This is a genomic window from Vulcanisaeta souniana JCM 11219, assembly GCF_026000775.1.
Lineage (GTDB): Archaea > Thermoproteota > Thermoprotei > Thermoproteales > Thermocladiaceae > Vulcanisaeta > Vulcanisaeta souniana.
The window spans coordinates 683,528-707,722 of sequence record NZ_AP026830.1 but is presented as its reverse complement, the minus strand read 5'-3'; the positions used below and the strand labels follow the sequence as shown (position 1 = coordinate 707,722).

General features: G+C 45.4%; 21 protein-coding genes and 1 pseudogene. 7 read left to right on the top strand and 15 right to left on the bottom strand.

The genetic code is table 11. The features are described 5' to 3' along the window. Positions 1 to 277: 277 nt before the first annotated feature. The 7 genes from Vsou_RS03710 to Vsou_RS03680 all read right to left on the bottom strand — a co-directional run bounded on the left by Vsou_RS03710 (position 278) and on the right by Vsou_RS03680 (position 8,402). Positions 278 to 1,162 carry an FkbM family methyltransferase gene (locus Vsou_RS03710; protein ID WP_229709703.1) on the bottom strand — a complete coding sequence of 295 codons (885 nt, stop codon included), beginning with the start codon at positions 1,160 to 1,162 and terminating at the stop codon, positions 278 to 280. Continuing rightward, complete coding sequence (locus tag Vsou_RS03705; RefSeq protein WP_188602558.1) at positions 1,159 to 3,792, bottom strand: DUF2079 domain-containing protein; 2,634 nt, start codon at positions 3,790 to 3,792, stop codon at positions 1,159 to 1,161. The genes Vsou_RS03710 and Vsou_RS03705 overlap by 4 nt, the downstream gene beginning before the upstream one ends. A gap of 67 nt (positions 3,793 to 3,859) precedes the next feature. Next, positions 3,860 to 4,933 (bottom strand): glycosyltransferase family 4 protein, encoded by a 1,074-nt coding sequence (locus Vsou_RS03700; RefSeq protein WP_188602559.1) that lies wholly within the window; start codon positions 4,931 to 4,933, stop codon positions 3,860 to 3,862. 36 nt (positions 4,934 to 4,969) lie between these two features. Further along, positions 4,970 to 5,521 carry a PaREP1 family protein gene (locus tag Vsou_RS03695; RefSeq protein ID WP_188602560.1) on the bottom strand — a complete coding sequence of 184 codons (552 nt, stop codon included), beginning with the start codon at positions 5,519 to 5,521 and terminating at the stop codon, positions 4,970 to 4,972. 32 nt (positions 5,522 to 5,553) lie between these two features. Beyond that, complete coding sequence (locus Vsou_RS03690) at positions 5,554 to 6,567, bottom strand: ATP-binding protein (protein WP_188602645.1); 1,014 nt, start codon at positions 6,565 to 6,567, stop codon at positions 5,554 to 5,556. Between the two features lie 256 nt (positions 6,568 to 6,823). Next, positions 6,824 to 7,387 carry a PaREP1 family protein gene (locus tag Vsou_RS03685; RefSeq protein ID WP_188602561.1) on the bottom strand — a complete coding sequence of 188 codons (564 nt, stop codon included), beginning with the start codon at positions 7,385 to 7,387 and terminating at the stop codon, positions 6,824 to 6,826. Positions 7,388 to 7,592: 205 nt separating this feature from the next. Further along, positions 7,593 to 8,402, bottom strand: a complete 810-nt coding sequence (locus Vsou_RS03680; protein WP_188602562.1) for a tropomyosin — start codon at positions 8,400 to 8,402, stop codon at positions 7,593 to 7,595. A 136-nt stretch (positions 8,403 to 8,538) separates the two neighbouring features. Here Vsou_RS03680 and Vsou_RS03675 point away from each other — a divergent pair, with 136 nt between their 5' ends. Beyond that, positions 8,539 to 9,534 (top strand): NAD-dependent epimerase/dehydratase family protein, encoded by a 996-nt coding sequence (locus tag Vsou_RS03675; RefSeq protein ID WP_188602563.1) that lies wholly within the window; start codon positions 8,539 to 8,541, stop codon positions 9,532 to 9,534. Here Vsou_RS03675 and Vsou_RS03670 read toward each other — a convergent pair. After that, positions 9,531 to 10,598 carry a glucose-1-phosphate thymidylyltransferase gene (locus Vsou_RS03670; protein ID WP_188602564.1) on the bottom strand — a complete coding sequence of 356 codons (1,068 nt, stop codon included), beginning with the start codon at positions 10,596 to 10,598 and terminating at the stop codon, positions 9,531 to 9,533. The two genes, Vsou_RS03675 and Vsou_RS03670, sit on opposite strands and share 4 nt — an antisense overlap. A gap of 97 nt (positions 10,599 to 10,695) precedes the next feature. On the opposite strand from Vsou_RS03670, the gene Vsou_RS03665 reads away from it, so the two are divergent. Then, positions 10,696 to 12,165, top strand: coding sequence for an MATE family efflux transporter (locus Vsou_RS03665; RefSeq protein WP_188602565.1), 1,470 nt, complete (start codon positions 10,696 to 10,698; stop codon positions 12,163 to 12,165). Here Vsou_RS03665 and thyX read toward each other — a convergent pair. The 4 genes from thyX to Vsou_RS03645 form a co-directional block, all read right to left on the bottom strand. Next, the gene (gene thyX / locus Vsou_RS03660) at positions 12,152 to 12,940 is read right to left on the bottom strand and encodes an FAD-dependent thymidylate synthase (RefSeq protein WP_188602566.1); all 789 of its coding nucleotides are present in this window, start codon (positions 12,938 to 12,940) and stop codon (positions 12,152 to 12,154) included. The two genes, Vsou_RS03665 and thyX, sit on opposite strands and share 14 nt — an antisense overlap. A gap of 88 nt (positions 12,941 to 13,028) precedes the next feature. Continuing rightward, entirely contained in the window at positions 13,029 to 13,589 is a 561-nt protein-coding gene (locus Vsou_RS03655; RefSeq protein WP_188602567.1) for an acetate uptake transporter, read from the bottom strand. A gap of 5 nt (positions 13,590 to 13,594) precedes the next feature. Beyond that, positions 13,595 to 15,607 carry an acetate--CoA ligase gene (gene acs, locus Vsou_RS03650; RefSeq protein WP_188602568.1) on the bottom strand — a complete coding sequence of 671 codons (2,013 nt, stop codon included), beginning with the start codon at positions 15,605 to 15,607 and terminating at the stop codon, positions 13,595 to 13,597. A 117-nt stretch (positions 15,608 to 15,724) separates the two neighbouring features. Then, the gene (locus Vsou_RS03645) at positions 15,725 to 16,384 is read right to left on the bottom strand and encodes a hypothetical protein (RefSeq protein ID WP_229709705.1); all 660 of its coding nucleotides are present in this window, start codon (positions 16,382 to 16,384) and stop codon (positions 15,725 to 15,727) included. Positions 16,385 to 16,451: 67 nt separating this feature from the next. Between Vsou_RS03645 and Vsou_RS03640 the strand changes: the two genes are divergently transcribed. Together Vsou_RS03640 and Vsou_RS03635 are read left to right on the top strand one after the other, a co-directional pair. After that, on the top strand, positions 16,452 to 16,691 hold the full coding sequence (locus tag Vsou_RS03640; protein WP_188602569.1) for a sulfurtransferase TusA family protein: 240 nt from the start codon (positions 16,452 to 16,454) through the stop codon (positions 16,689 to 16,691). 25 nt (positions 16,692 to 16,716) lie between these two features. Then, the gene (locus tag Vsou_RS03635; protein WP_188602570.1) at positions 16,717 to 19,275 is read left to right on the top strand and encodes a M1 family metallopeptidase; all 2,559 of its coding nucleotides are present in this window, start codon (positions 16,717 to 16,719) and stop codon (positions 19,273 to 19,275) included. Positions 19,276 to 19,518: 243 nt separating this feature from the next. Here Vsou_RS03635 and Vsou_RS03630 read toward each other — a convergent pair whose 3' ends face one another. Both Vsou_RS03630 and Vsou_RS03625 read right to left on the bottom strand, forming a co-directional pair. After that, positions 19,519 to 20,112, bottom strand: coding sequence for a hypothetical protein (locus Vsou_RS03630; protein WP_188602571.1), 594 nt, complete (start codon positions 20,110 to 20,112; stop codon positions 19,519 to 19,521). A gap of 404 nt (positions 20,113 to 20,516) precedes the next feature. Next, complete coding sequence (locus tag Vsou_RS03625; protein WP_188602572.1) at positions 20,517 to 21,149, bottom strand: class I SAM-dependent methyltransferase; 633 nt, start codon at positions 21,147 to 21,149, stop codon at positions 20,517 to 20,519. Positions 21,150 to 21,242: 93 nt separating this feature from the next. Between Vsou_RS03625 and Vsou_RS03620 the strand changes: the two genes are divergently transcribed. From Vsou_RS03620 to Vsou_RS03610, 3 genes and pseudogenes are all read left to right on the top strand, one after another. Beyond that, positions 21,243 to 22,097 carry a DMT family transporter gene (locus Vsou_RS03620; protein WP_188602573.1) on the top strand — a complete coding sequence of 285 codons (855 nt, stop codon included), beginning with the start codon at positions 21,243 to 21,245 and terminating at the stop codon, positions 22,095 to 22,097. A 132-nt stretch (positions 22,098 to 22,229) separates the two neighbouring features. Continuing rightward, positions 22,230 to 22,598: pseudogene (rplX, locus tag Vsou_RS03615) on the top strand (50S ribosomal protein L24); the annotation flags it as partial. A 147-nt stretch (positions 22,599 to 22,745) separates the two neighbouring features. Continuing rightward, a complete protein-coding gene (locus tag Vsou_RS03610) occupies positions 22,746 to 23,492 on the top strand; it encodes a 30S ribosomal protein S4e (protein WP_188602575.1) in 747 nt (248 codons plus the stop codon). On the opposite strand, the gene Vsou_RS03605 is transcribed toward Vsou_RS03610, so the two are convergent. Next, entirely contained in the window at positions 23,493 to 24,161 is a 669-nt protein-coding gene (locus Vsou_RS03605; RefSeq protein ID WP_229709706.1) for a 6-hydroxymethylpterin diphosphokinase MptE-like protein, read from the bottom strand. Between the last annotated feature and the right edge of the window lie 34 nt (positions 24,162 to 24,195).

Genomic DNA, 24,195 nt, shown 5'->3' with positions numbered 1-24,195 from the left:
TTTATTTTACTTAGCCTATATCTATACATTACTCCATTACATTATATTTTAAGGGACTCTCCATGTACCAATGGTATAGCTCCAAATACCGTGCCTTCGATCCATACTTCGTTATCGATTCATGAGCTCCCTATACTTGGGTGGGTCAGATGAGTCTATAATCACGATTTCATCTACGGTATTATTAAATAATCTAGTAAGGCGAAGCGTACCAACTACGTCATTCCTATTAAATATTAGTAATCCGTAGGATGGCATGGGCTTACTAATACTGGGATTATAAGTGTGTATTATTTAGTTTATTCTCATTGTGTAGAAACACGTTAATAAAGTTGCCATAATTTACACAATCTAATACCTTAAACCCTAACTTATTTAGCTCATTAATTAGCCATAATGTGCTAGATCTTAGCTCTATCATTAAATAATCCGTAATCTTTAGGGTTTCCCTCATTCCTTGTATTGCTTCTGCTTCAGCGCCCTCAATATCAATCTTTAGAAAGTCTATGTGGCTAATTCCTAATTCCCTTATTATATTATCGAGGGTATCTGCTTCAACCATAATGTCGCCAATAGGGCTTATGGCCGACCCTCCCTCATTAAATTTAGCCTGCTTCATTAAAACTATGCCCTTTTCCTTCCATACTGCCTTTTTGATTATATTCACATTTTGACATCCATTAAGTTCTACATTTTTACGGAGCAAAAGTACGGCATCCTCTAATGGTTCAATGGCAATTACCTGCCCAGCCTTTTTACAAGCCCTAACGGTATAGCCACCTATATATGCTCCGACATCAACAATAATTGCATTCCTAATTTCATTTAGTACGGGAGATAACCAATTACTTAGCTCGTACTTCTCAGATAATACGTCATATAAATCACCGCTATATGGTCTGATTAGAAATTTTGGGCTATAGTCTTTATCACGATATTTTATCAATATTAACTGATTTTGCAAGAAACTATATGATATATTTATGTTTAATTTATATAATATATAATTAAGTCCGTTTATTATGGGTATATTTGTAAATAACCGAATATTATCTATTAATGTTACTCCACGAATATCAAATACGTACTTAATCATTTGCTTTATGAACCCTTCAGGCATTTTACAATTAATATTCATTGCTAATGATATTATTTTCCTCACTTATTAAGGATTAACATCGCCAATATTAGCGATAAATATGTTGGTATTAATCCTATTGTCGGTATTAAATACCATGGTGTTAGTGGCTCCACGGTGTCCTGCGTTATTACTTTTAACTTTATAATCAATTGCGCATTGGGCTTTATCTCTGGCATGTTTATTGTTAGTGATAGACTTTGTGTATTCTTGATTTTAGTACTCATCGTTATTTCCTGGTTTCCATTCATTGTGATCGTATAATTTAATATACTCATCGTTACGTTTATTGGTAGTACTGTTTGGAGACTGCTTTGTAGGTGTATTGTTATTATTGTTCCTAGGGTGCATGGTAGTTGTTTTATTATTTGTCCTGTTGTTGCGTTTATGAGTAGTGCCTTTGGTGTGTTTGGTATTTGTTCGCATATTGTTTGTCCTTGTATTGGGAATGTTAGTATTATGTAGTATGTTCCTGGTTTTAGGGTTATGTCTGGGTTTGCTGTTATTGGTGTTGTCCAGGAACGTGGTAAGCACCACCATGGCGTTCCAAAGGTGTGTGTATATATTGTATTTTCTTGATTAAGCACCAATGATGATGTTGTTGCTAGTTCTGCTGTGGCTAGGCTAGTATCATATGATGTGAATACTGTTATTGAGCTTATTCTTGTTGTTTCGTTTATAGTTATTGATTGTGCAATGTAAGTGCCTCCAGGTATGATTATTTCACTGAACCCTGGGCCAAGTACATTGGCACAGGACATCCCCTGGGGTTGTTGTAGTTGTGTTTTGAGTAGTGTTGTGTTTAGTAGTGTTATTGCTTGTTGTGGTTTTGTTTCTGTGGTTATTTGTATTGTTATGTTTGTTGGTGGTATTTGGGCTATTGGGTATTGCCACGTACCTGGCAGTACTGGGTTTATTACGTAGGTGTTCTCGTAGTAGAACCCGTTGATTATCTTTATTGGCCCTGTGTAGTTTGCCTTCAGTATCCATGCGCCATCATCAAAGGCGTATGGGCCGTATTCACTGTCTCCAGTGCTGTACGGGTATCCTGTTGGCACGAGTGGTGAGTAAACCACGTACTGAGTATTATTGTTTGGTCCGAGGAATGGTACTCCGTGGTTTCCCCATCCGTACCTTGTTATTGAGTACCAGGGGACTGCCGTGGCTGGTACGGCTACTGATGCGTTCCATGGTATGTAGTTGGCTAGTTGTATCATGGCTAGGTCGTATTGGTTGGCCACTGGTGTGTTCCAGTTTGGTATTGTGTTTCCGTAGTATAGCCCGGAGAGTGGTGTTAGTGGTCCCATGAGTAGTCCCGTTATTGTGTTTATTATTAGTAGTGCCGTTAGTGCTCTCTTCCTCGTTTCAATCTTTAGCCTCCTTAGTGCCCATATTGTTGCCGGCAGTGCGACTGCGCTTATGAGGATTGTGTAGTATACATTTGGTATGTAGTATGGTGTGAAGTTTGTTAGTAATGCCGCTAGCCAGGGCATTAGTAGTATTGTTTGTGGTTCGAGGAAGTTTATGAATGCCAGGGGTCCAAATACCTCTATCACGTATTGGACCTTTATGTTGTATTGAGAGGTGGCTTGTTGAATTATGCCGCTTAGTACATTGGTTGTGTCCATGACCATGCGAGTTTGCGGATCTACAATGAGCGCCTTAGTGGTGTTGGGGTTTAGTAGTTTGTTTGTTATGTTTGTTAGCAGTGAGCTTAGGGCTGCTCCATATAGGTTTGAGAATATGTTGTGTGTCCACCCGCTGAAGTACATTACCAGGTAGTAGTCAGCTATTAACCATGCTATTGAGTATATGAATGTTAGTAGGGCTAGTTTTCTATGTTCTTTTGATAGTGCTTGGTATATGCTTAGTCCGATGCCGAATAATGGTACGTATTCTATCGATGCCATGGCTAGGGTTAATGATGCCCAATAAGCCTTTTTGTCATTTAGGTACATGGTTATTAGTGTCATCGCCATGAATGACCCTGCCAACGTGACTATTTCGAATGGTGCGTATGCGGTTATTATCCATGGGTATAGTATGTATAGTAGTGCTGTGGCCAGTGCATGCTTTGGGTTGTTGAGTATTTTCATGCCTAGTTTGTACATTAGTGGTATTGGTAGCATTAGTATTGCGACTTGTATCGTCATTAATGTGAATATTGATGGGTATACCTCGTAGATTGGGTATATTAGGAGTAGTATTGGTGATGCGTGAACGCTAAAGAATGGTCCTACGAAGCTTACCAGGAATTGCCTGTAGTACGTTAGTGAGGCGAAGGATTGTAGGTATGTTGCCGTGTCCAGGCTTGCCCCTAGGCTTAATCCGTAGTATGGTGGTACTGTGGCTAGGTAGGTTAGTTCGTAGGTTATTGCCAGGAATATTAGTAGTGTTGCTGCGTAATATTTGTCGTTTATTGCCTGCTTTACTTGATTTGTTATTATTGGTGTTAAGAGTAGAAAGAGCCCTACCATAAATGCTATTGCTGATGCGCGTATTGCTTCGTAATTGTATAGTTGTGGCGTTATGTTTAGGTAGCCGAGTGTAAATATTATGTAGAATTGAATTAATAGCGGTAAAGAGAACAATTTAATGATGATTTTCCTTTTTTCAATCTCATTAATAATGACGTACCTACTGATTGACTGCATGTTGCGTAGTAACTTTCAATACTAATATCATTATTTAAGTATTATTCACAAACATTCATTCTTGAATTCATTCCGCATCTTCACTGTGTATCGCCATTGATAATGCCTTCATGAGTCTCCTCCTGAAGTTCTCTGGGCTATACCTTTCCCTGCCTTCGAATACCCTTTCTCTGTTGATTGTTTCTTCGGCTTTGTTTATTAGTTGTGGTATTTCCTCGGTGTTTGTGTATCCTAATCCGTATTTTCCCTCCTCCACTATGTCTGTCCAGGGTCCTCCTGTCCTTGGTACTATTGGTATTGTTGCCGTGGCTATGGCATCTAGTACGGCTATCCCGAAGTGCTCGTTTAGTTTGAGGTGTAGGTATATTGATGCGTGTTTGTATAGTTCCTCCTTCGTCTTTTCGTCTATGTCCGGCATCACGTCTATGTTTTTAACGCCCCTGAGAACCCTTATTACCTCCCTTGATTCCCTCGCGTCTGCCCTACCCGCCACAATTATTCTCTTCCCTATCCTTGGTGCTATCTTTATTAGTTCCCTATAGCCCTTGCTCCACTCGAGTCTTCCCAGGGTTAGTACGTAGTCCTCCTTCTCCGGTATACTGTCTGTGCTTATTGTGTAGTGTGGGCTTAGTACATACTCGAGCCTTGGTTCTATGCCAATTTTTGGCAGTAGTTTCTTGGCTAGGTTCATTGTGTACCTTGAGTTGTAGATCATGTATGAGCCGTCGTACATCCTGTAAATCCTTGAGAGTACCCAAAACAGTAGTTGGTTTCTTATGTTCCCATTCTCATCGATTATGAAGTCCACGAAGGAGAGCCCGTGAAGCACTATTGGGCCTTTGTTGTATGGTATGTAGTTTGGGTGATTATTTATGACTAGGTCACAGTCATCGACGTACCTACCCAGCAGTCTCCTTAACCTCCTATGGTTTATGTAGTTAATGAGTAGTGAGGCTGGGTCGTAGGACGCCTTGAAACCCACGTCCACGTGCCTCACTGGGTATTTGGGGTCAACCTTGATGTCACCAGTGACCACGAACTCCACGGAGTGCCCAAGCTCCGTTAACGCCCTAGCCATCTGCAGTGCATAGACCTGCCCGCCACCAAGCCTTGTGAATTCCTCAAGTATGCATACCCTCATTTCGACTCCCTAAATCAGTATTGAATTGTTTAACTTTTACCAACACCTGCTCTCCTTCAAGGCTTTAAACGCACTCTCTAAGTCATCGCTCCACTTGATTCTTGGTTTCAGTTCCTCAATCCTCCTCATCAATTCCTTTATAAGGTTTATCACGGCCACTGCCGCCTCCTGCCTATTCCTGTACTTGCTCATTGCCATGTCTGGGTCCGGGCCGTTGTGTTGGTAGTCGTGTAGTTCCAGGGCTGTGCTCGTGGCGAAGTATATCCCCACATACCCGATTTCCTCGAGTATTTGTGATAGTGCCTTCATCCTAGTGGTTGGTACCCTAGGGACAGCCCTATTTACTAGCCAATTCCTCTTCTCCTCAGTCTTGGCGACCTTTAGGAGGTTACTTAGCTCAAGTCTCAGCAACGCAGCTAATAGGGCTCTCCAGGCTTGGAAAGCCTTACCTGAAGCATCCCTAATGAGGCCCTTGCTGAGGAATTCGGTGGATAGCTTGGCTTCAATCAATGACTCTAGGAGCCTCGCATTGATGTAGTCCTCCATGGTTGGCTTAGGTAGAGGTCTCTCAAGGGTCTCCGCATCCACGGTCTATTCACCGCACCTCCTCCCTTAAACACTTATTGAGATTGCGTTTCCAGTATCCTCCTCACGGCCTCCCTATGCAGTGGTGATTGCCACGCGACGCGCCTGCCAATCCCGAGTTCCTCATCTTTCTCAGGTGGTGGTTGGTCTATCCATAGGTATGGCTTCCTGTCCGATATGTCGAGTACCAGGTTTAGCTCGATTAATTTGCTCATTAGTGGTATTCCCTCCCTCGTGAATAGCGCGTCTGGATCTTCAACAGCCTCCGCCAACATGCGCCTCTCACTATCACTTAGCGAGCTTACAAAAACATCAACGCCCCTCCTCCTAATGAAATCCTCAACCACCCTATCAACATCCCAACCAGCACTGTAAAGCCTCTCTAACATCCTCGGGTTTCCACCCGTCAATTTCCAGACCTCCTCGAATGGTGGCTTCTCGCCTGGTAATTGCTCGTATAGTTGCTTGAAGCCTTCCCTCGCCATATTCCACATGGGTATTACGTCAGACCACTCATGCCTACCAATCTCCCTCCTCGAAACACCCTCACTCGTAGCGGCTATTGTGATTATTTTCTCGTAATGCTCGGGTGGGTACTCGATTAGGTTTAGCAGTGCCTTCACGTACAATGCGGACTCCTTAACGCCGATTACCTGGAAGGCATCATCGACTATTACGGCTATCTTGCCCCTAGTAGCCTTGATCAAATCCTTGGCGAGGTCGAAGGCAAGCCAAGCCAACCTACCGAGGGCATTCTGGGCAAGAGCCTCCCTAACCATCCTAAGGAATTCATCCTTGAGACTAGCCACACCGAACTCGGCGAGGACCTCCTTATTGATTGGGTTGACGTAGATGATGTTGAATTCGCGGTCTTTAAGCAACTCAATGGATTGTAGGAGCCAGGCGGTCTTACCGCAGCCCTCTGGTCCATAGATGACTTGGACTGGGAAGGTGCTTTTCTCGGCCCATTTCTCAATGAGTTTGAGGGCGAGGTCCCTATCAACGAATTCAATCGTTAAGTCGGCGAAGCTTAGCCTAACCCTCCTCACGACACAAACCCCACCTTCCTCCTTATTAGCCTTATCACCATTCAACACGGCGCTTAGCCCTCACTGAGGATCCCAGGGCTGATTTAGCCTTGACTAAGGTCTTAAGTAGCTGACGCTCATGCAATCTCTAGTATTCAGTTTAGGCAGTGGTTTATCAGGTGTTTCTGAGTCCGCGATTATGCGTGAGTTCCTAAAAATGTTTATCATGCCTTAATAATGGGTTGGGGCGTGGATGGAGTGACGTCTCTGGCAGATCTTAGGATTTCCCTACCCTGTTAAGCTCATCCTTAAGCTCCCTGAGAGCCTCCTCAAGCTCATTACCCCACTTCACCCTTGGCTTCAGCTCCTCAATACGCCTAACCACCTCGTTGACAAGCTCCAGGACCGCCGCTGCGGCGTCACTCCTACTCCTAAACTTCGACAGTGCCATGTCGGGGTCTGGCCCATTATACTGATAATCGTGCAGGCTCAGGGCTAATGCGGTGTCAGGTAATAACCCGGCATACCCGACGTCACTGAGCATTTTGGATAACGCCATCATCCTGCTCGTTGGGACTCTGGGTATTGCTCTCTCCATTAGCCACCTACGCTCCTCATCGGTCTTAACCACCTGCATTAACCTATCAAGATCAAGCCTAAGTAATGCCGCGAGCAAAGCTCTCCAGGACTGGAAAGCCTTGCCAGCTGCATTCCTAACCAAACCCCTACCCAGAAATTCAAGGGCAAGTCTGGCCTCGACTAAAGCTTCTAGTAGCCTTGCGTTCACGTAATCCTCCATGGAAGGCTTAGGCAATGGCTTCTCGAGGGTTTCTGTGTTCATAGTTCAGGATTAGTTTAATCCCCTTAAATACTTACTTGTGCTGATGTTTGGTGTGCTCATGTCCACGTTTAAATTAGCACTTGAGTCTCTTGTCAGTATGTGTCGAAAACTGCCGTATAGGGCGTTTTAGTGACCTTGTGGTTAAAAACTAATGATGAGAACTTGAAGGTTAATGGTGAGGTTTAGCACCGGGGTTGGTGCATCATTATTTTTGTTGTCTTAGCTTTGGGTATACGAAGACCACCTTGGCGACCATTGCGTAGTACCTGAGTTTCCAGGCGTACTCTATTAGGTCCCTCCTCTTTGTTTCAAAGCCCTCCTTCTCTATTAAATCCGCGATATCATTCAATTGCTCAATATCGGCCATAGTGTATTCATTTGGGTCCTTATCAAGCAACTGCCTGAGCCTCTCATAGACCTCCCACGTGTAGTACTTGGTCCTTGGCACCGGTAGCAGTGTCTTCACCATGCTTCTGAGGGTCAGGGCCTCCGTCGATGTGAATATGCCCTTGGATTCCAATGCCGTTATGAGGACCTCGGAGAACTGCTTGAACGCGTTTTCAAGCCTTTCAATCCTAATCTCAAGACTATTAATCCTATTTTCCACCCCACTAATTCTATTCTCAATGTTACTGATCCTATCCTCAATCTTATTAATTCTATCTTCAATTCTATTAATTCTGTCCTCAATTTTACTAACTCTATCCTCAATCCCACTAAGTCCGTTCTCGATCTTTTCAATTCTATTCTCAATGTTAATAATTCTCTCCTCGACCTTACCAATCCTTTCCTCAATTCTATTAACCCTCTCCTCAACTCCATTAATTTTACCTTCGATTACATTAATCCTATTCTCGATTTTATTAAATCTATCCTCGATTTGACCAAGCCTTGAATCAACATGACCAAACCTGGACTCTATCTCCGTAAACCTCCTGCCGAGCCAGTAGGCTAAGGATGCCGTTGATGATGCTACGCTCACTATCACCGCGATTATCGTAATAACATCAACCAAAGCCTACACCTCATTAGGTAGTGATATACTAAATTATTAAATACCTTATCACGCTACCAAGCGTGTATACATAATGTGGATTGCTAATCCTGTCTTGGAAAATCCTTAAAAGTAGAATGTAGACGCCAACATTAGCATGAAGGTCTTAGTCACTGGGTGTGGTGGTTATATAGGCACGTTATTAACGCCGTACCTACTTAGGAAGGGTTATGGCGTTAGGTGCGTTGATAGGTTGTTTTTTGGTGATGATGTGCTTAAGCACGTAATTGGTGAGAGGAACTTCGAACTCGTTAAAGCCGATACCAGGTCAATAAGTAAGGACGTACTTAATGGCATTGACGCTGTTGTGGATCTTGCGGCATTGTCTAATGACCCTGCTGGCGAGTTGAATCCTCAGTGGACGCTCGACATTAATTATAGGGCTAGGGCTAGGTTGGCTAAGCTTGCCAGTGAGGTTGGGGTCTCTAGGTATATACTCGCCTCAAGCTGTAGTGTTTATGGTAGGCAGAGTGGTATTGCTGATGAGAATACCGAGCCAAACCCATTAACGACCTACGCCAAGGCTAACCTATTGGCTGAGAAGGATGCGCTTTCCCTGGCAAGTAATAGGTTTACTGTGACTGCATTGAGGTTCGCCACCGTCTACGGGCCATCGATTAGGATGAGGTTTGACCTGGTGATAAATGCCATGACGTTGTCGGCATTCACGGAGGGGGTCATCTACGTTGAGGGTGATGGCATGCAAGAGAGGCCTCTCGTCCATGTTATGGATGTCGTTAGGGCCATTAATACCGTGCTTGAGACACCGAGTGATAGGGTTAATGGCATGGTATTTAATGTTGGCTCTGATGAGCAGAACTTTAGGGTTATTGACATGGCTAGGATTGTGCAGGGCATCGTTGGTGGTGAGGTTAGGTTTAGGGGTATGGTTGATGCCAGGAGTTATAGGGTTAGCTTTAAGCGTATTAGGGAGGTGCTGAACTTCTCCGTGCTTTATAACGTGGATGATGGTGTTAAGCAGGTATACCACGAATTACTCACCGGCCACTTAAGGCCTGAGGATAGGTGGTTCACTGTTAGGTGGTATAAGAAGCTCCTTGAGCAGAACCCAAAGTTGCTGGATAGTTACTAAGTAGTGCTGATTATACTGTTGCCCTCACCAAGTATTAAACTATAATTACCACCGCTAAGCCTAACCCTTGATTTAGGACCAATAATACTATCAACGAGCCTAGCCCTACCCAACTCAAGCGACGCATCACTGAGCACCAGTGACCTGCTCAAACTACCGCCGTTTATTGATACGTTTGATTCAATATCGACGTAGTGTTCAATCACGGTGTCCTTACCAACCATCGAGCCCTTACCTATGTAGGCTGGTCCATGGACTCTACCCTCAATTATTGCTCCGTGCTCCACAATAACTCTGCCATTAACCTCACCCCTAACCTCACCCTCAATCCTTGGCTTGACCTCATCAAGCATTAGGTAGAGTAGGTCGAGTATGTCCTGAGGAGTCCCCATGTCCTTCCACCAACTATTGGTTATTGAGTAGCCCACCCTCCTGCCATTATCAATGAACCACTGAATTAAGTCGGTTATTTCATACTCACCCCTTGCCGACGGCTTGAGTGTGTTGAAGGCCTTCTCTACGTCGTGGGAATCCCTGAACATGTATATCCCGGTCATTACAAAGCTATTCGGTGGCGGTTCCCTGGGCTTCTCAATAAGTCTCACTATCCTGCTATCCTTAATCACGGCATTACCGAACCTGGTGGGGTCCCTATGTTTCGTTAGGACGACGTATGCGTCGTAATCCCCCTCCCTGAATTCACGGATGAATCTGTCCAATCCTTCGCCGAAGTAGTTATCGCCTAAGTGCACTATTAATTCGCCGATTGCGCCGTCCTCAATGGCCCTATGTATTGCATGTGCAATGCCGAGTCTCTCCCTTTGTTCGACGTACCTAATGACTATGCCTGGGTTTGTGCTGTCGCTTAGGGTTTGTTTGAATAGGAAGCCAAGGTGTCCTACTACTATGTAGATGTCGTTAATGCCATTGTTTATGAGTTCGTCTATTATTCTTGTGACGAGGGGTTTGCCCATTATTGGTATTAATGGTTTGGGTATGGTGTATGTTAGTGGTCGAAGTCTTGTTCCCTCGCCAGCCACTAGTACAATGCTGTGTGAGGGCATTAGGGTGCAACTTTGAATCTATTTTAAAGTATTTAAACTCGTTGTGCTGTTAATCATGAATAATGCTTAAAATCCCGTGTTTCTGATCAACATTGGGATGGTTAGAGAGAGTGGTGTTGTTGGTGTTGTACTTAATTACTTGCCTACTGCCGTCAATTATGCGTTGGGTGTTGCCTACATAGTTGTTTTGACTAGGTACATACCGCTGGTGCAGTATGGTTATTACAATGCGCTTTTTGCAATTATTAATTCGATTGGCGCGTTGATACCGATATCTGGTATTTCCAATGCAATTGCCAGGGAGGGTGCCATTGATCATGTTATGGGTGGTGATTCGAAGCCTTATTTTTCGGCCATGGTTTTCATGTCGTTGATTATGGCCGCAATTTACGGCCTAGCCATAGTCCTAGCCGTGCCCATTTACCTGGGTAGTGGTATACCGAGGTGGTTGCTGGGTACTGCGTATATATATGCCGGTACAGCATTTATTCAGTCGATTGCCGGCGCCCTTGGTCTGTATTTATGGTTGACTGGGAGGGTTGCGTCACAAGGTATGGGTTCAACGCTCAATATGCTGGTTATGAGATTAACCCAGGTCGTATTAATAGTGGTTGTGCGTAATGTTTATGCACTGGCGATATCCGTGCTCCTGGGCTCCATTGCACAATTTATATACTACCTAGGTAGTGCCAAGGGTATTGCTAACCCATCGTTAGGAATCGGCATCATTGTTTCTAGGATTAGGGGTCTTCTTGAGTTTGGTTTTCAGTCGTGGATTCTCGGTTACATGGGCACGTTGGGTTTCAGCCTATTGACGTACCTGGTCTACCTCTACCTGGGCCCTGATTTCTCGGGTATTTATGGCCTAGCTGCTGTGCTTGCCAACGTGGTGACTGCATTGGGGCCTGCAGTATCCACTGTGCTCAGTAGTAGGGTGTCTCATGGTTTGGGCCTTGGTGTTAATGTTGGTAGGATATTTCATGATTATGCGGTGCCTACTTTCATAACGGCTACATTGATGGTACAATTAATAGTCCTGGTACTGCCCGTATTGCCCATGGTGGGTATTATTAACGGTGAGTATGTAAGGTCAATACCCTATGCCTCAGTACTGCTTGGTTATGCGCCGCTTGCGGTAATAGCCACGGTATATACGTCCTATTACTGGGTCGTTGGTAGAGGTTGGTATGCATTTATTGCCAACATTGCTGGGCTTGGAACTGGCGTACTGGTTTACATAATGCTTCATTCGCTGGGTATATACATGGCCATAGCAAGTAACTACATAATGTATATGGTAATATTGGTGATGTACCGGCATAATGAAGGGTGGAGTGTAAGGAGCAGTAATGTGCTGGTAATTGGTTCGTCTTTGCTACTAACATTATTATCCTCTTCTCTGTTGCCAATTGGTGATCCGCCAATATCATGGCCCTTGGCACAATTGATAAGCATGATCATACTATTGATAGCCTTGTATGTAATTAAGCCATTACCGAATTCCCTGGTCAACCAAGTACCACGTTTCGCAAAACCATTTATTGCGCCGTTCACTAGGGTTGATTGATGAGTATGGCTAGTCCCCGTGGTATTTCCACACCCCACTTACTAAAGGCGTCCCTTATGCTGACTACCCTGCAGTCGCTGGTTCCGTAAACACTACTTAACCTCTCAACACCCCTGCAGTAGTCCGAGTGTAGCCTAGGCAGGTTGTCCCACACCCACCTGGCGATTATTGGGAATCTATCGACTAGCGAATCAAACATGAGCCAGGCAATGAGCCTAATCTCGTGGAAGGCGCCCAAGCCCGTCCTAAGCGGCATGAAGTTCAGGAAGAACTCCCTCGCATTCATCTGAACCCAAACCCTACTGGCCATGGCATTTGGGAGTAGGTACCTAGCGTCCTCCGGCGCGAAGCCCTCCCTAGCCTTCACGTAGGCTTGCGACACGCCGTCCAGGTGGCCGGCCCACTGGCTGGCTAGGCTTGGCGGTAGTACGTAGCGTAGCTGCCCCTTGGTGTAGTCCACGTACCTCTGACTCTCCTGCCAGTAACTCGCTACCCTATGCCTAACGAGTTCATGAGTGAACGCCCTACTACCCTCAACAAGCCAGCTCGCACCCATGAACTCAAGGACGCTGTGATGCCCATCCCTAAGGAAGCCCGTTATCCTCCTAGCAACCAGCTCGGGCCTTTCCCTAACCCTCCTCAACGCATCCTCGATCGAGTAGGCCCTATAAACAACGTCAGTCATGGCGGCAACAAGCTCCTCACTACCCCAGGTGAGTACAAGTTCAACCCTTGGTTTAATTATGTTAACCACATTTACCTTTACCTCCTGCACACTTAAATGCAGTGTCGATTTTAAACTAGGTAAGATCCAAAATAACTATGTAAAACAATAGTATTACTGATTTTAGGGGTCACGGGACCTACGCACCCTTAACCTTCACCGGCATGGTGCTTAGTAGTGGTGCTGGTCTGTTAAATACCTCTTGATACACCATGGCGAATGCCGTGTACCAGGCCAGTAATGCCGTTATTATACCCACATAACCCCCAACGACAGTTAAGCCCGCAGCAAGTAGGAAGAAGGTTATCCAAAGTGTTAGGAATACGAACCAAAGCGCCCAGTTTATACGAAATGTGTATATCCAAAATATGAGTGTGAATACGCCAAAGGCTGCCAACACGGCGCTTATGCCTGCTGGAGTGACGGAGATTATGTACATGTCAATCAGCAGCGCAGTTATGAAGTACCATTCCCAGAATGCGCCGTATGTGAAGAACGCAGCGTAGCCGAAGGTATTTCCACTCCTCCATTCGTATAAACCCGCAACTATTTGAGCCAAACCTCCATAAAACGCCGCTAGGCCGACCACAACGTCTGAACCCGCGGTTATTATGTGCGCATTAAATAGGCTCAGGACTAGCGTAGTTAATGCGAAGCCCGAGAGCCCAAGTGGTGCTGGGTTAGCTGCTTTCTCAGGCATTTTACTCACCCTTGCTTACCAAGCTTTTCTAACTCGGCCTTAAACTCCTCGTAGGCCCTCTTAACCTCCTCAACACTAGCTTCATCCTCAAGCGTGGTTACATCACCCAGTGGTTGTCCAGCGACTACGGCTCTAACGAGTCTCCTCATTATCTTACCGCTCCTGGTCTTTGGAAGTTTCGTTACAAAGAAGATATTGGATAACGTGGCTATTGGACCCACGAATTCCCTAACCGTGTTATTCAACTCAGCCTTCAATTGCTCAGAGGGTTGGTAGCCTTGTTTTAGGACGACGTAGGCCACTGGAATCTCGCCCCTAACAGGGTCTGGAACACCGACGACGGCTGCCTCGGCCACGGCCGAGTGCTGTATCAGTGCTGACTCGAGCTCATACGTACCAAGTCTATGTCCAGCCACCTTAATTACCTCATCAGCCCTACCAAGTATCCAGAAGTAACCATCCTCATCCTTAACCGCATAATCACCTGCATAAAACATTCCAGGGAACTTACTCCAGTATGTCCTGACGTACCTATCTTGGTCCCTCCAAATCGTTAATAACATGCCAGGCCAAGGCCTCCTAATCACTAGGTAACCCCTTTGTCCAGGTTGTACTGGATTACCGTTATCATCGATAACGTCTGCATCAATACCAGGTAATGGTGGTCCGTTGGTACCCGGCTTAAGCGGTACCAGTGCAAGGCCTGGCGCGTGGGATATCAGTATTCCCCCAGTCTCGGTCATCCACCAGGTGGAGCCGAAGGGCACCTTCTCCCTGCCAACCAGCTTCCAAAGCCACCTCCAGGCCTCTGGGTTTATTGGCTCACCAACCGAGTGCATGAGCCTTATGGTGCTAAGGTCGTGCTTCTTAACCCAGTCGTCGCCAAGCCTCATGAGTGTCCTTATACCCGTTGGGCTAGTGTACAGTATTGTTGCTCCGTACCTCTCCACAATCGCCCACCAGCGGTCTGGGCTCGGGTAGTCAGGCGCGCCCTCGTACATTATAGTCGTCATGCCCTCAAGGAGCGGCCCAAATACTATGTAGCTGTGCCCAGTTACCCAGCCGATGTCTGCCGTGCAGAAGTGAATGTCATCCTCCCTGGCATCAAATACCCACTTCATGGTTGCGTGGAGTAGCACCATGTAGCCACCGGTGTCATGAACAATGCCCTTGGGCTTGCCCGTAGTGCCCGACGTGTATAGTATGTACAACGGGTGCTCGCTCTCCACCGGCTCTGGCTCGACATGCGTGTTGGCTGGTACGTCGCTCATTAACTCATGCCACCAGTAATCCCTGCCCTTAACCATGTTAACGTCATTGAGACCAACCCTCCTGTAGACAATTACGTTCTTAACTGTGGGTGATTGTTCAAGGGCCTTGTCGACGATTTCTTTAAGCCTAATGACTCTGCCACGCCTGTAGCCTCCATCGGTTGTTATAACGAGCTTGGTCCCAGCATCATTGAGCCTATCGGCTAATGCCTGCGCGGTGAAGCCGCTGAAGACAACCGTAAATATAACGCCCAGTCTAGCTGCGGCTAGCATGGTTATTGGGAGTTCCGGTATCATGGGCATGTAAATGCCTATGGTATCGCCCTTTCTAAGGCCGAACTTATTCCTCAGTACGTAGGCGAACCTATTGACCTCGCGCCACAGGTCGTGGTAAGTGAGCTTGCGGATCTCAAGTGGATTACCATACTGATCTGCCGGTTCGCTCTCCCAAATTATGGCTACCTTATTCTTTCTACCACCCTTGACATGCCTATCTAGGGTTAGGTACGAGGCGTTTAACCTACCGCCAACGAACCATTTGTAAAAGGGTGGTTGCGGGTCAGCAACTAATGCTCTGTCCCAGGGTTTAAACCACTCAAGTTCTTTGGCGATGCTTGACCAGAAGGTTTCAATGTCCTTAAGGCTATCCTGGTGAATCCTTCTATATTCCTCCGGATCTACGGTTTTATCCCCACCAAGTTCGGGAATTATTTTCTCCTTGAAGGGTAGAGCCCAGGTTACAGACATACAGATAATTATTTTTCTATTGAATTTTAAAGTTTTATTGGCTATTAATCATTCTTAATATTAATAAAGTATATTGAATAGGTTTTTCTGGCTCTGTGGAAGTTCCCTTGATTAATGTCAAATATGCCTTTTCTCGTTAAACGTATGTTCCACCTGCTTCTCTAGGTAGCTCACGGTTAGTCTAACGTTACTGATCTTCTCCTCAATGTCCCTGATCCTCGGCTTGATCTCCTCATTATAGATCCTCCAGGCCCTTGGTGAAAGGATGCGCACTAGATGTGCCGTTCTGTGCATTGCCATTATCTCGGTTGGGCGTAATTGCCAGGGAAGCCTTAATTCCTCAAGTTTCCTAACCCTAACATACTTTGTCCTGCCCATCTCTATGGCGTGGACGTGATGAGCGAAGAGGTGGAGTAACGTATTCATGTCGAATTTGTAGTTTATGAGAATTACTGATTCATCAGCAAAGTACTTGCCCATTATCAATTGGCATTGCTGATCCTTATCAATATACTCAAGGCATTCATTAATGGGGTTTATGGTTGTCATTATCCTCGGCTTCTCGATGTTCATGTTCTCAGCCAGCCCCTCAAGTATCCCCTCTGAACTGTTCTCGATGTCCTCAAGGGGCTTGAGGATCGAGTTCTCGATCTCCATGATCACCCTATTTACGAAATCCCCACTCCCGGACATGAACCCAGGTAATAGGTATTGTGTTGGGCTTAAAAGTTCTCTTGCGTTGTTAATCCCATCATTGTCACGGATGTTTAGGTCCATTGGATAATTAATGCAGTTTTTGCACCGCGCATTAAGCCTAAAGTACCTAAACCAATGGGTTAATCCTGTGAGGGTTGGTGAATTAACAGTTGATTTGCGTAACATTGGTTGTCCATACGGTAGTACATTAGCCATACAGCACTTTCGTGATGCACCAGTGGGTTCCGTAATAACCTTCGTGCTTGATGACGAGGAGTGCTTCCTAACACTGAAAAGACTGTTCCCATTACTGGGACAGAGGATTGTGAAGAGCGAGACCCAGGACAGAGTATATAAATTATCAGTACTCAAGCTTAGGTTACTGTAGGTCATGGATTATAGGAAAATGGATAATGCATATTAATCATTTAGTGGTGGGGTCTTTTGTGTCATTCGACAAGGCAGGTTACCTGATTGGTAGGTATTTCGTGCAGCCATACTATAGTCCCCAATTTCCCAGGTACTATGGCTACGCACTTCGGCACATAAGGGCACAGTTAAGGATAAGGGCTGAAGACAGAGCCGTAGAGGGATCAGGTGAGTACACAGTTGATGTACCACAGGGCAGGGGGTTCATGGAGCTCGACGCTGCGGAAATGAGGATAATATCAGTCAGGGTTGATGGGCAGGACGCGAAGTTTGAGTATGACGGGAGGGCACTGAGGATTTACATTAATCCAGGGAGTCACATTGTCCAGGTTAATTATGAAACCAAGCCAAGAAAGGGCCTCTACTTTGTGCTACCTGACGAGTATTACAGGGATAGGGTTCCCATGGTTTGGACACAGGGCGAGAGCGAAGACAACCACTACTGGATACCAATGCCAGACTACCCAAATGTCAAATTCACGAGTGAGTTATTGATTATAGTTCCGAAGCACTGGACAGCAATATCCAACGGAGTCCTAGTGGAGACGAGGGACCTAGGTAATGAAGTATTGTGGCACTGGAAATTGGATAAACCTCACTCGGCTTATCTGGTGGCTCTTGCGGCAGGTGAGTTTGAGGCCGTTAGGGAGGATTGCAATGAAATAACTATTGAGCATTACGTACCTAGGGGATACAGCGATAGGGCCAGGTTTAGCTTCTACAGGACATGTGACATGGTCAAGTTTTATAGCGAGTACACGGGTGTTAAGTACCCATGGCCTAACTACAAGCATGTTGCCGTTAGTGAATTCATCTATGGCGGTATGGAGAACACGACCATTACAATAGTAACAGATACAACGCTGCATGATGAACATGCCCATTGCCCTGGTTCGAAGTTCCCATGCCAAGGAGTTGAGGACTTCTCATCAGATGGCCTGGTTGCCCATGAACTAGCGCATCAGTGGTTTGGTGACTTTGTAACGACTAAGGATTGGGCCAATATCTGGCTTAATGAGTCCTTTGCCACGTACTTTGAGGCCCTCTACATGGAACATGCAAAGGGGCGCGATGAGTTCCTTTATGAACTGTATCAAAACCTTAGGAACTACCTCAATGAGTATGGCAATAGGTATGCGAGGCCAATAGTCACGAGGCTGTATAAAGACCCTGAGGAGATGTTCGATAGGCATACATACGAGAAGGGAAGCCTAGTCCTTCACACACTCCGTAATCTACTCAGCGATGAAACCTTTAGAAAGGGCATAAACCTATACCTAACCAGGCACGCCCATGGTAATGCGGATACAGAGGACCTTAGGAAGGCCCTTGAGGAGGTTTCCGGGCAACCACTCGACTGGTTCTTCACGCAATTCGTCTACTCATCTGGCCACCCAGTCATTAAGTATTCCTGGAGTTACGACCCAGGTAATAAATTCATCAAATTGAGTATTAGCCAAGCCCAGGGTGATGACTCATACCCAATCTATAGGCTACCCCTCGAGTTCGAGATTAAATACTCAAGCGGTGAGGTCGAGATATTTAGGTTCGAATTGAATGAGAGGGAGACCACGATATACATACCGGCCAGCGAGAGGCCGCAATACGTGTGCCTAGATCCTCAGTTTAAGGTGGGTGTCAAGTCCGTGAGTAGTGACAAGGGTGTTGAGGAGGCCATCGCTGAATTAGGCAGCGAAAACCTAATGTGTAGGCTTGAGGCTATTGATGCGTTAACCAAGGATGGTAGTGCCAGGGCTGTTGAGGGGTTGAGCAAGGCATTGATGGGCGACCCATTCTGGGGCGTCAGGGCTGAGGCAGCCAGGGCGCTCGGTAAAATAGGTACGGAGTACGCACTCAAGGCGTTACTCAACGCATTGAATAATGAGAGGCACCCAAGGGTTAGGCAAGTCATTGCAGAGGCTCTGGGTAATTTTAAGGGTAATGGGAATGTGGCTAATGTCCTTATGTCAATCCTTGAGGATGCATCCGAGAGTTATTACGCCAGGTCAAAGGCAGCTCAATCACTTGGTAAGTTGGGAATACTTGACTATGGCAAGAGCCTCATTAAAGCCCTTGATTACCCAAGCCATAACTACGTAATAACCCAGGGTGCACTGCAGGGGCTTTCTGAACTAGGTACTGACGAAGCGATCGACACGCTGGTTAAGTATACAGAGCTTGGTAAACCAACCCTTGTTAGGATGGTCGCGACGCAGTCCCTGGGTAAGTTTGTGGGTGTTAGGAGGGTTTATGATAGGATTAGGGAGTTGCTTAGGGACCCGTATTACAGAGTGAGGTATGCTGCCGTAGCGGCCGTGGAGAGTTCTCTTGACCCGAGGTTCCTGGATATACTCGATGACTTGGCCAGTAGGGACTTGGATGGCCGTATTAGGCGTTATGCGAGGGATGTTGCCAGGAAGATTAGGGAGCAGATGCAGAGGGGTGTTGAGTATGCAAGATTGAGGGAGGAGATTGAGAGGATTAGGGAGGAGCAGAGGAGAATCATGGATAGGTTGGGCAGGGTGGAGACAAAGTATGGCTAATTAAGACTTCTCATAAACATTTAACGTTCATGTTCAATTCAAACAATCTCATCCACCCTTCATTCCACTACTCATTTCTTCTCTTCCCATTCTACGTTAAGCTCTCTCCGCCACCCATCTACACAATTCATAACCCACCTAACAATTACATCATATGGCGCTCAATCCATTATCCCTAGACTTGACGCAGAAGGATAAAGCTTAACCTGCGCTAGTAATATTCTTGGCGAACTTGACGCTACATCACCCTCTCCAGGTGCTTGGTTTACTGATTTTCATTCTTAACTCTATTGCCTTGTTTATGAGGTGTTCGGCTAATTCATTGGTTATTACGTTCTTAAGGCTCAGTAGTCTGACTATTAATTCACAGAACCTCATGTCAGCGTTGAAATCACAAATGTTCGAGTCGGTTTCACGATCACCACCCCTACACCTAATCATTAGGTAAACGTGCCTACCCTTCCCATACACAGTCAGGTAACAACCACGTTGTTGCAAACCCCTAACTATACCATTAATCACGGGTCCGTAGAGACCATCCACGTAATTAACAACGGCATTCTCCAACTCCTTAAGTGGCATGGCCAAGACATAACGCACAACCCCACCAGCGCTAGATACTGCCCTGATGATACCAAAACTGACTAATTTCTCCAGGTAGTTATCGAATACAATAACATCATGCATATCGAAGTCACGCCCAGGATTCCTTTTAATATAATTAATTATCCTAACCAAATACAGGAGTCTCCACACCCTAGTCTCAGCATCACTATTACTCAAATCTCTGAGCATCTCATCAATACCCATCAACAACTCATTAAACATTACCACCACTAAAAAGCACTTCCGTCGGGGAATATTAGGGGAATACAGTACAATAACTCAGCGACACCTAATGAACGATCTCACCCTGCTACTTTTCTTTGTTTTTATTTTGTCCGATTGTTTAATATACTTCGGATTTTAAACGAAGAATACGTCCAACCAGTTCAGCGGGGAAAGGGAGGGTAAGCACCAGGGTGGGGATGAGGCCCATGATGCGCCGCGTGCGAGCGGAGCTCTGAAGAGGAACCCATGCGCTGAGGCGTACCTGCCCTGGTGCCTACCCTCCTCCTTAATGTTTTCATGGTTCTTTAAAAGCCTATCCCTGATTTGAGGTATATGGTTAGGCATTAGTCCCGTGAATTAATGGGCATTAACGATTAGTAACAATTAATGCATTAATGCAAAAATGATGCTTACGCATGATGGGACTTAGGCATGAGATCCGGTGGGTAGTCCATTACCTTGGCTACGTAGGCTATGTAATTACCTGACTTGGCCAGTCTCTCCACAATGTCGTAATTCCCATATAGGATCTCCTCAAACCTTGACCTAAGTTTCTTGGGGATCACTATTTGTAGGAGTCCACCGGGCTTTAGGTGTTCCCTTGCTCCAATTATTAATCTTCTATTCACCTCAAGGCCGGCGGTTATTGGTGGATTCGATATTACTGTATTAAACCTCTCACCCTGAACGGCGCCGTATAGGTCGCCCCAGCGTACCTCGGCATTGTCCACATTATTAATCCTAATGTTAATGGCTGCCAACTTAACCGCGAGCTTATTGGTATCCACCATGACGACCCTACCCCTTGGCGCTAACTTGGCGGCCACTATGCCAAGAACCCCATAGCCGCAACCCATGTCTAATACATCCCAATCATTCATTATCACCATGTTCTCCGCCAACAATCTAGTACCGGCATCTATGTACTCGCCCGAGAATACGCTGGGTGCCGACACGAAGTTCAAGGGCATCCCCCTAACCATGTCTCTAATCCTTCTAACCCTCATTTCCTTAAAGACGGGCTCCTTATCATAATAATGCATTAATACACCAGGGTAATTAAGAGCATGTCTTTTTATCCCTTTCATTATCTCTATGTAGAACGGTTTTTAAGGCGAGGTAGAACCCTCGTGATGATGAGAAAATCACTATTCATTGGTTACCTGTTGGTTTACGTATTCTCGGCATCGGTTAACTACTTCTTCGTCAAATTCGGATTGAAGTATGCAACACCATTGGGTTACATGGCAATTAGGTACGCCATAGCCGGGTCCCTGCTGGCCATAGCCACCATGACGATTAATGGGAAATACTACCTTATATTGAACAGGGACCTAGCACTACTAAGCCTATTCTCATCATTAAGCTCGGCACTTTGGGCATATGGGCTACTCTACATTGATCCGGGTTCCTCAGCCATCTTCGGTTACACAATGCCCCTATTCGCAATACCATTATCGATACTACTGATTCGTGAGAAGCCAAGGACCCTTAATGTGGTTGGTTCGTTAGTCGGGTTCGTCGGGGTCATCATCTACGGCGTTTCATCGATAATGAAGGGGGTGTCCCTAGTTGGTGCATTACTTACTATCATGAACGCCGTATTTTGGGCCCTATATAGCATATACTTCAAGAAGTTAGGTAATAATAATGGCCTTATTGTGGTGTCAAACATGTTCATAATAGGTTCATTAATACTCGCCGTAATGGGGATTCTCGTTGATGGGTTAAGGACATTCACGGGTATTGAGTGGGTTCCTGGGTTCGTTAGTAATCTACTGGGTACCTCAGTTATTGGTGGCGTGGTCCTATTCCTGGTCTGGTACTTGCTTGTTAACACAGTTGGTGTTGCCAATTCAACACCATACATATTCACGGTACCAGCATTGACATTGGCACTTAATTACTTCATAATGGGTATTCAACCCACATTGCCCGAGATCATTGGCTCAGCAATAATGTTCATGGGAATATACCTAGCTTCAATCTAGGTCCGTTGGATCAGGCGGGTAGAAACCAATAACTCGTTTCAGCAGCGGGTTTTTATCAAATGCTAAAGGCTGTAGGTTGGTAGTTACGTATGCATTAAAATTTTTAAGCAATTAACTTAGCGGGTTTATTGCATGGTCACATTAACAAGGTCTAAACAACCAAGGAAACAGAGGAGGGCGCTATATAATGCGCCACTTCATGCTAGGCGTAGGTTATTGACGGCTAGGTTAAGCGAGGATCTGCAAAGGCAATATGGCATTAAGAGGTTGCCCATCAGGAAGGGTGACACCGTGTTAGTACTCAGGGGTGACTTTAAGGGCGTTAGGGGTAAGGTCATGGAGGTTGACCTAAGGAAGATGAGGATTCACGTGGAGAACGCAACACTGAAGAAACCCGGTGGTGAAACCGTTTACTACCCGATACATCCATCAAAGGTCATGGTTGTTGAGTTGGATACAAGTGATAAGAGGAGACTCGAGGCCATCGAGAGAGCTAGGAAACAGCGTGAGGAGTACCTTAGGAGACTTGAGGAGGCTAAGGAGGCCAGGGCACTGAGAAAGCCTGAGGTAATTGTTGTTAGTCAAGGCGGTGGTAATGAGACAAAACAGTAGTAAGCTTTTAAATAGGTTTGTTCACGGTGATGTGTAATGCCCAGGAGACATCTTAGGCGTTATCAAGCACCTGAGTGGTGGCCAGTATCAACCAAGGAGGCCACTTGGGTTGTTAGACCAAGCCCTGGACCTCACCCACTATCCAAATCATTGCCACTAGCCATATTAGTTAGGGACGTGCTCAGGTACACGAAGACCCTTAGGGAGGCAAGGTACGTAGTTGGTAATGGTTTGATAAAGGTTGATGGAGAAATTAGGAGAGATTATAAATACCCAGTTGGCTTAATGGACATTATTGAGATTATACCAACGAATGAGGTTTACCGAATGGTTCCACACCCAACCAAGTTCCTGTGGCCAGTACCAATAAGTCAGGAAGAAGCCAAGTATAAGCTTTGTAGGATTGAGAACAAGACAATGGTTAAGGGTGGGCAGATACAGCTTAATTTACATGATGGCAGAAACCTACAGCTACCTTATGAAGAGGGGAGTAAGTACGAGACGCTTGGCTCGGTATTAATAGATATAAGTGAGAATAAGATCCTAGACTACGTAAAACTAGAACTAGGCTCCCTGGGGCTCATAGTTGATGGTAAGAACGTGGGCTATTATGGTAAGATAACTGAAATAATACAAACATACAGGAAGAGGGGGTCTACGGCAAAGATTATGACAGGCGATGGCAAAGAAGTTAGGACAATAATTGATTATTTGTTTGTGGTGGGTAAGGAAAAGCCCTTAGTAACAATAGCCCAGTTACAGGAGGCACCAACACCACAGTGATTAAAGTAGTTTAATCACGGTATTACCCCTAGCCTTTTGTAAGACTCTATTAATTAATGCCTCAGCTATTTTCAGCTTTACTCTTTTTATTTCATCATTCCTCTTCACAACTCTACTTGAATTAAATCCATAAATTCTAATTTCCCTAGCACCCATGTAATATGCCAGATAAACGGCCCTATCACCATCAGTGAATCCAGGAATTAATAATGAACAACCCCTCGGCCATACCTGAACTGTGGGTAGCAATTTCCTAACCCTGGATGCATATTTAGGATAGTAACTAATATTATCACCATGCGCATGACCAAGCACTAGACAATCACAATTAATTATCTCCTCAGGTTTAAAGTCAAAGTCCGTAACAACAATGTCAGGACTTAACCCCCAATCATGAAGTAACTTAACGGAGTAACCTTCAACAGCGATTAATAAACCATAATCACTGGGCTTTACCTCGATTGGTGGCATCACAATATTAACAACATCCCACTTAAACTCCCTTAAATCACCATCATAATTACAGAAACTAGGTGCCAATTCAGCCGCCAGATAATCACCATCAAAGTTTAATTGAGGAAGTAATGCCGTATAATAACTCCTAACTAGTAACCACTCCATTGGATCAAGAACAATACCACTGCGCATAGAGCTTCCTCGATTAACCACATAAGATCTAGTTTTAATTACTGATGAACCTGCC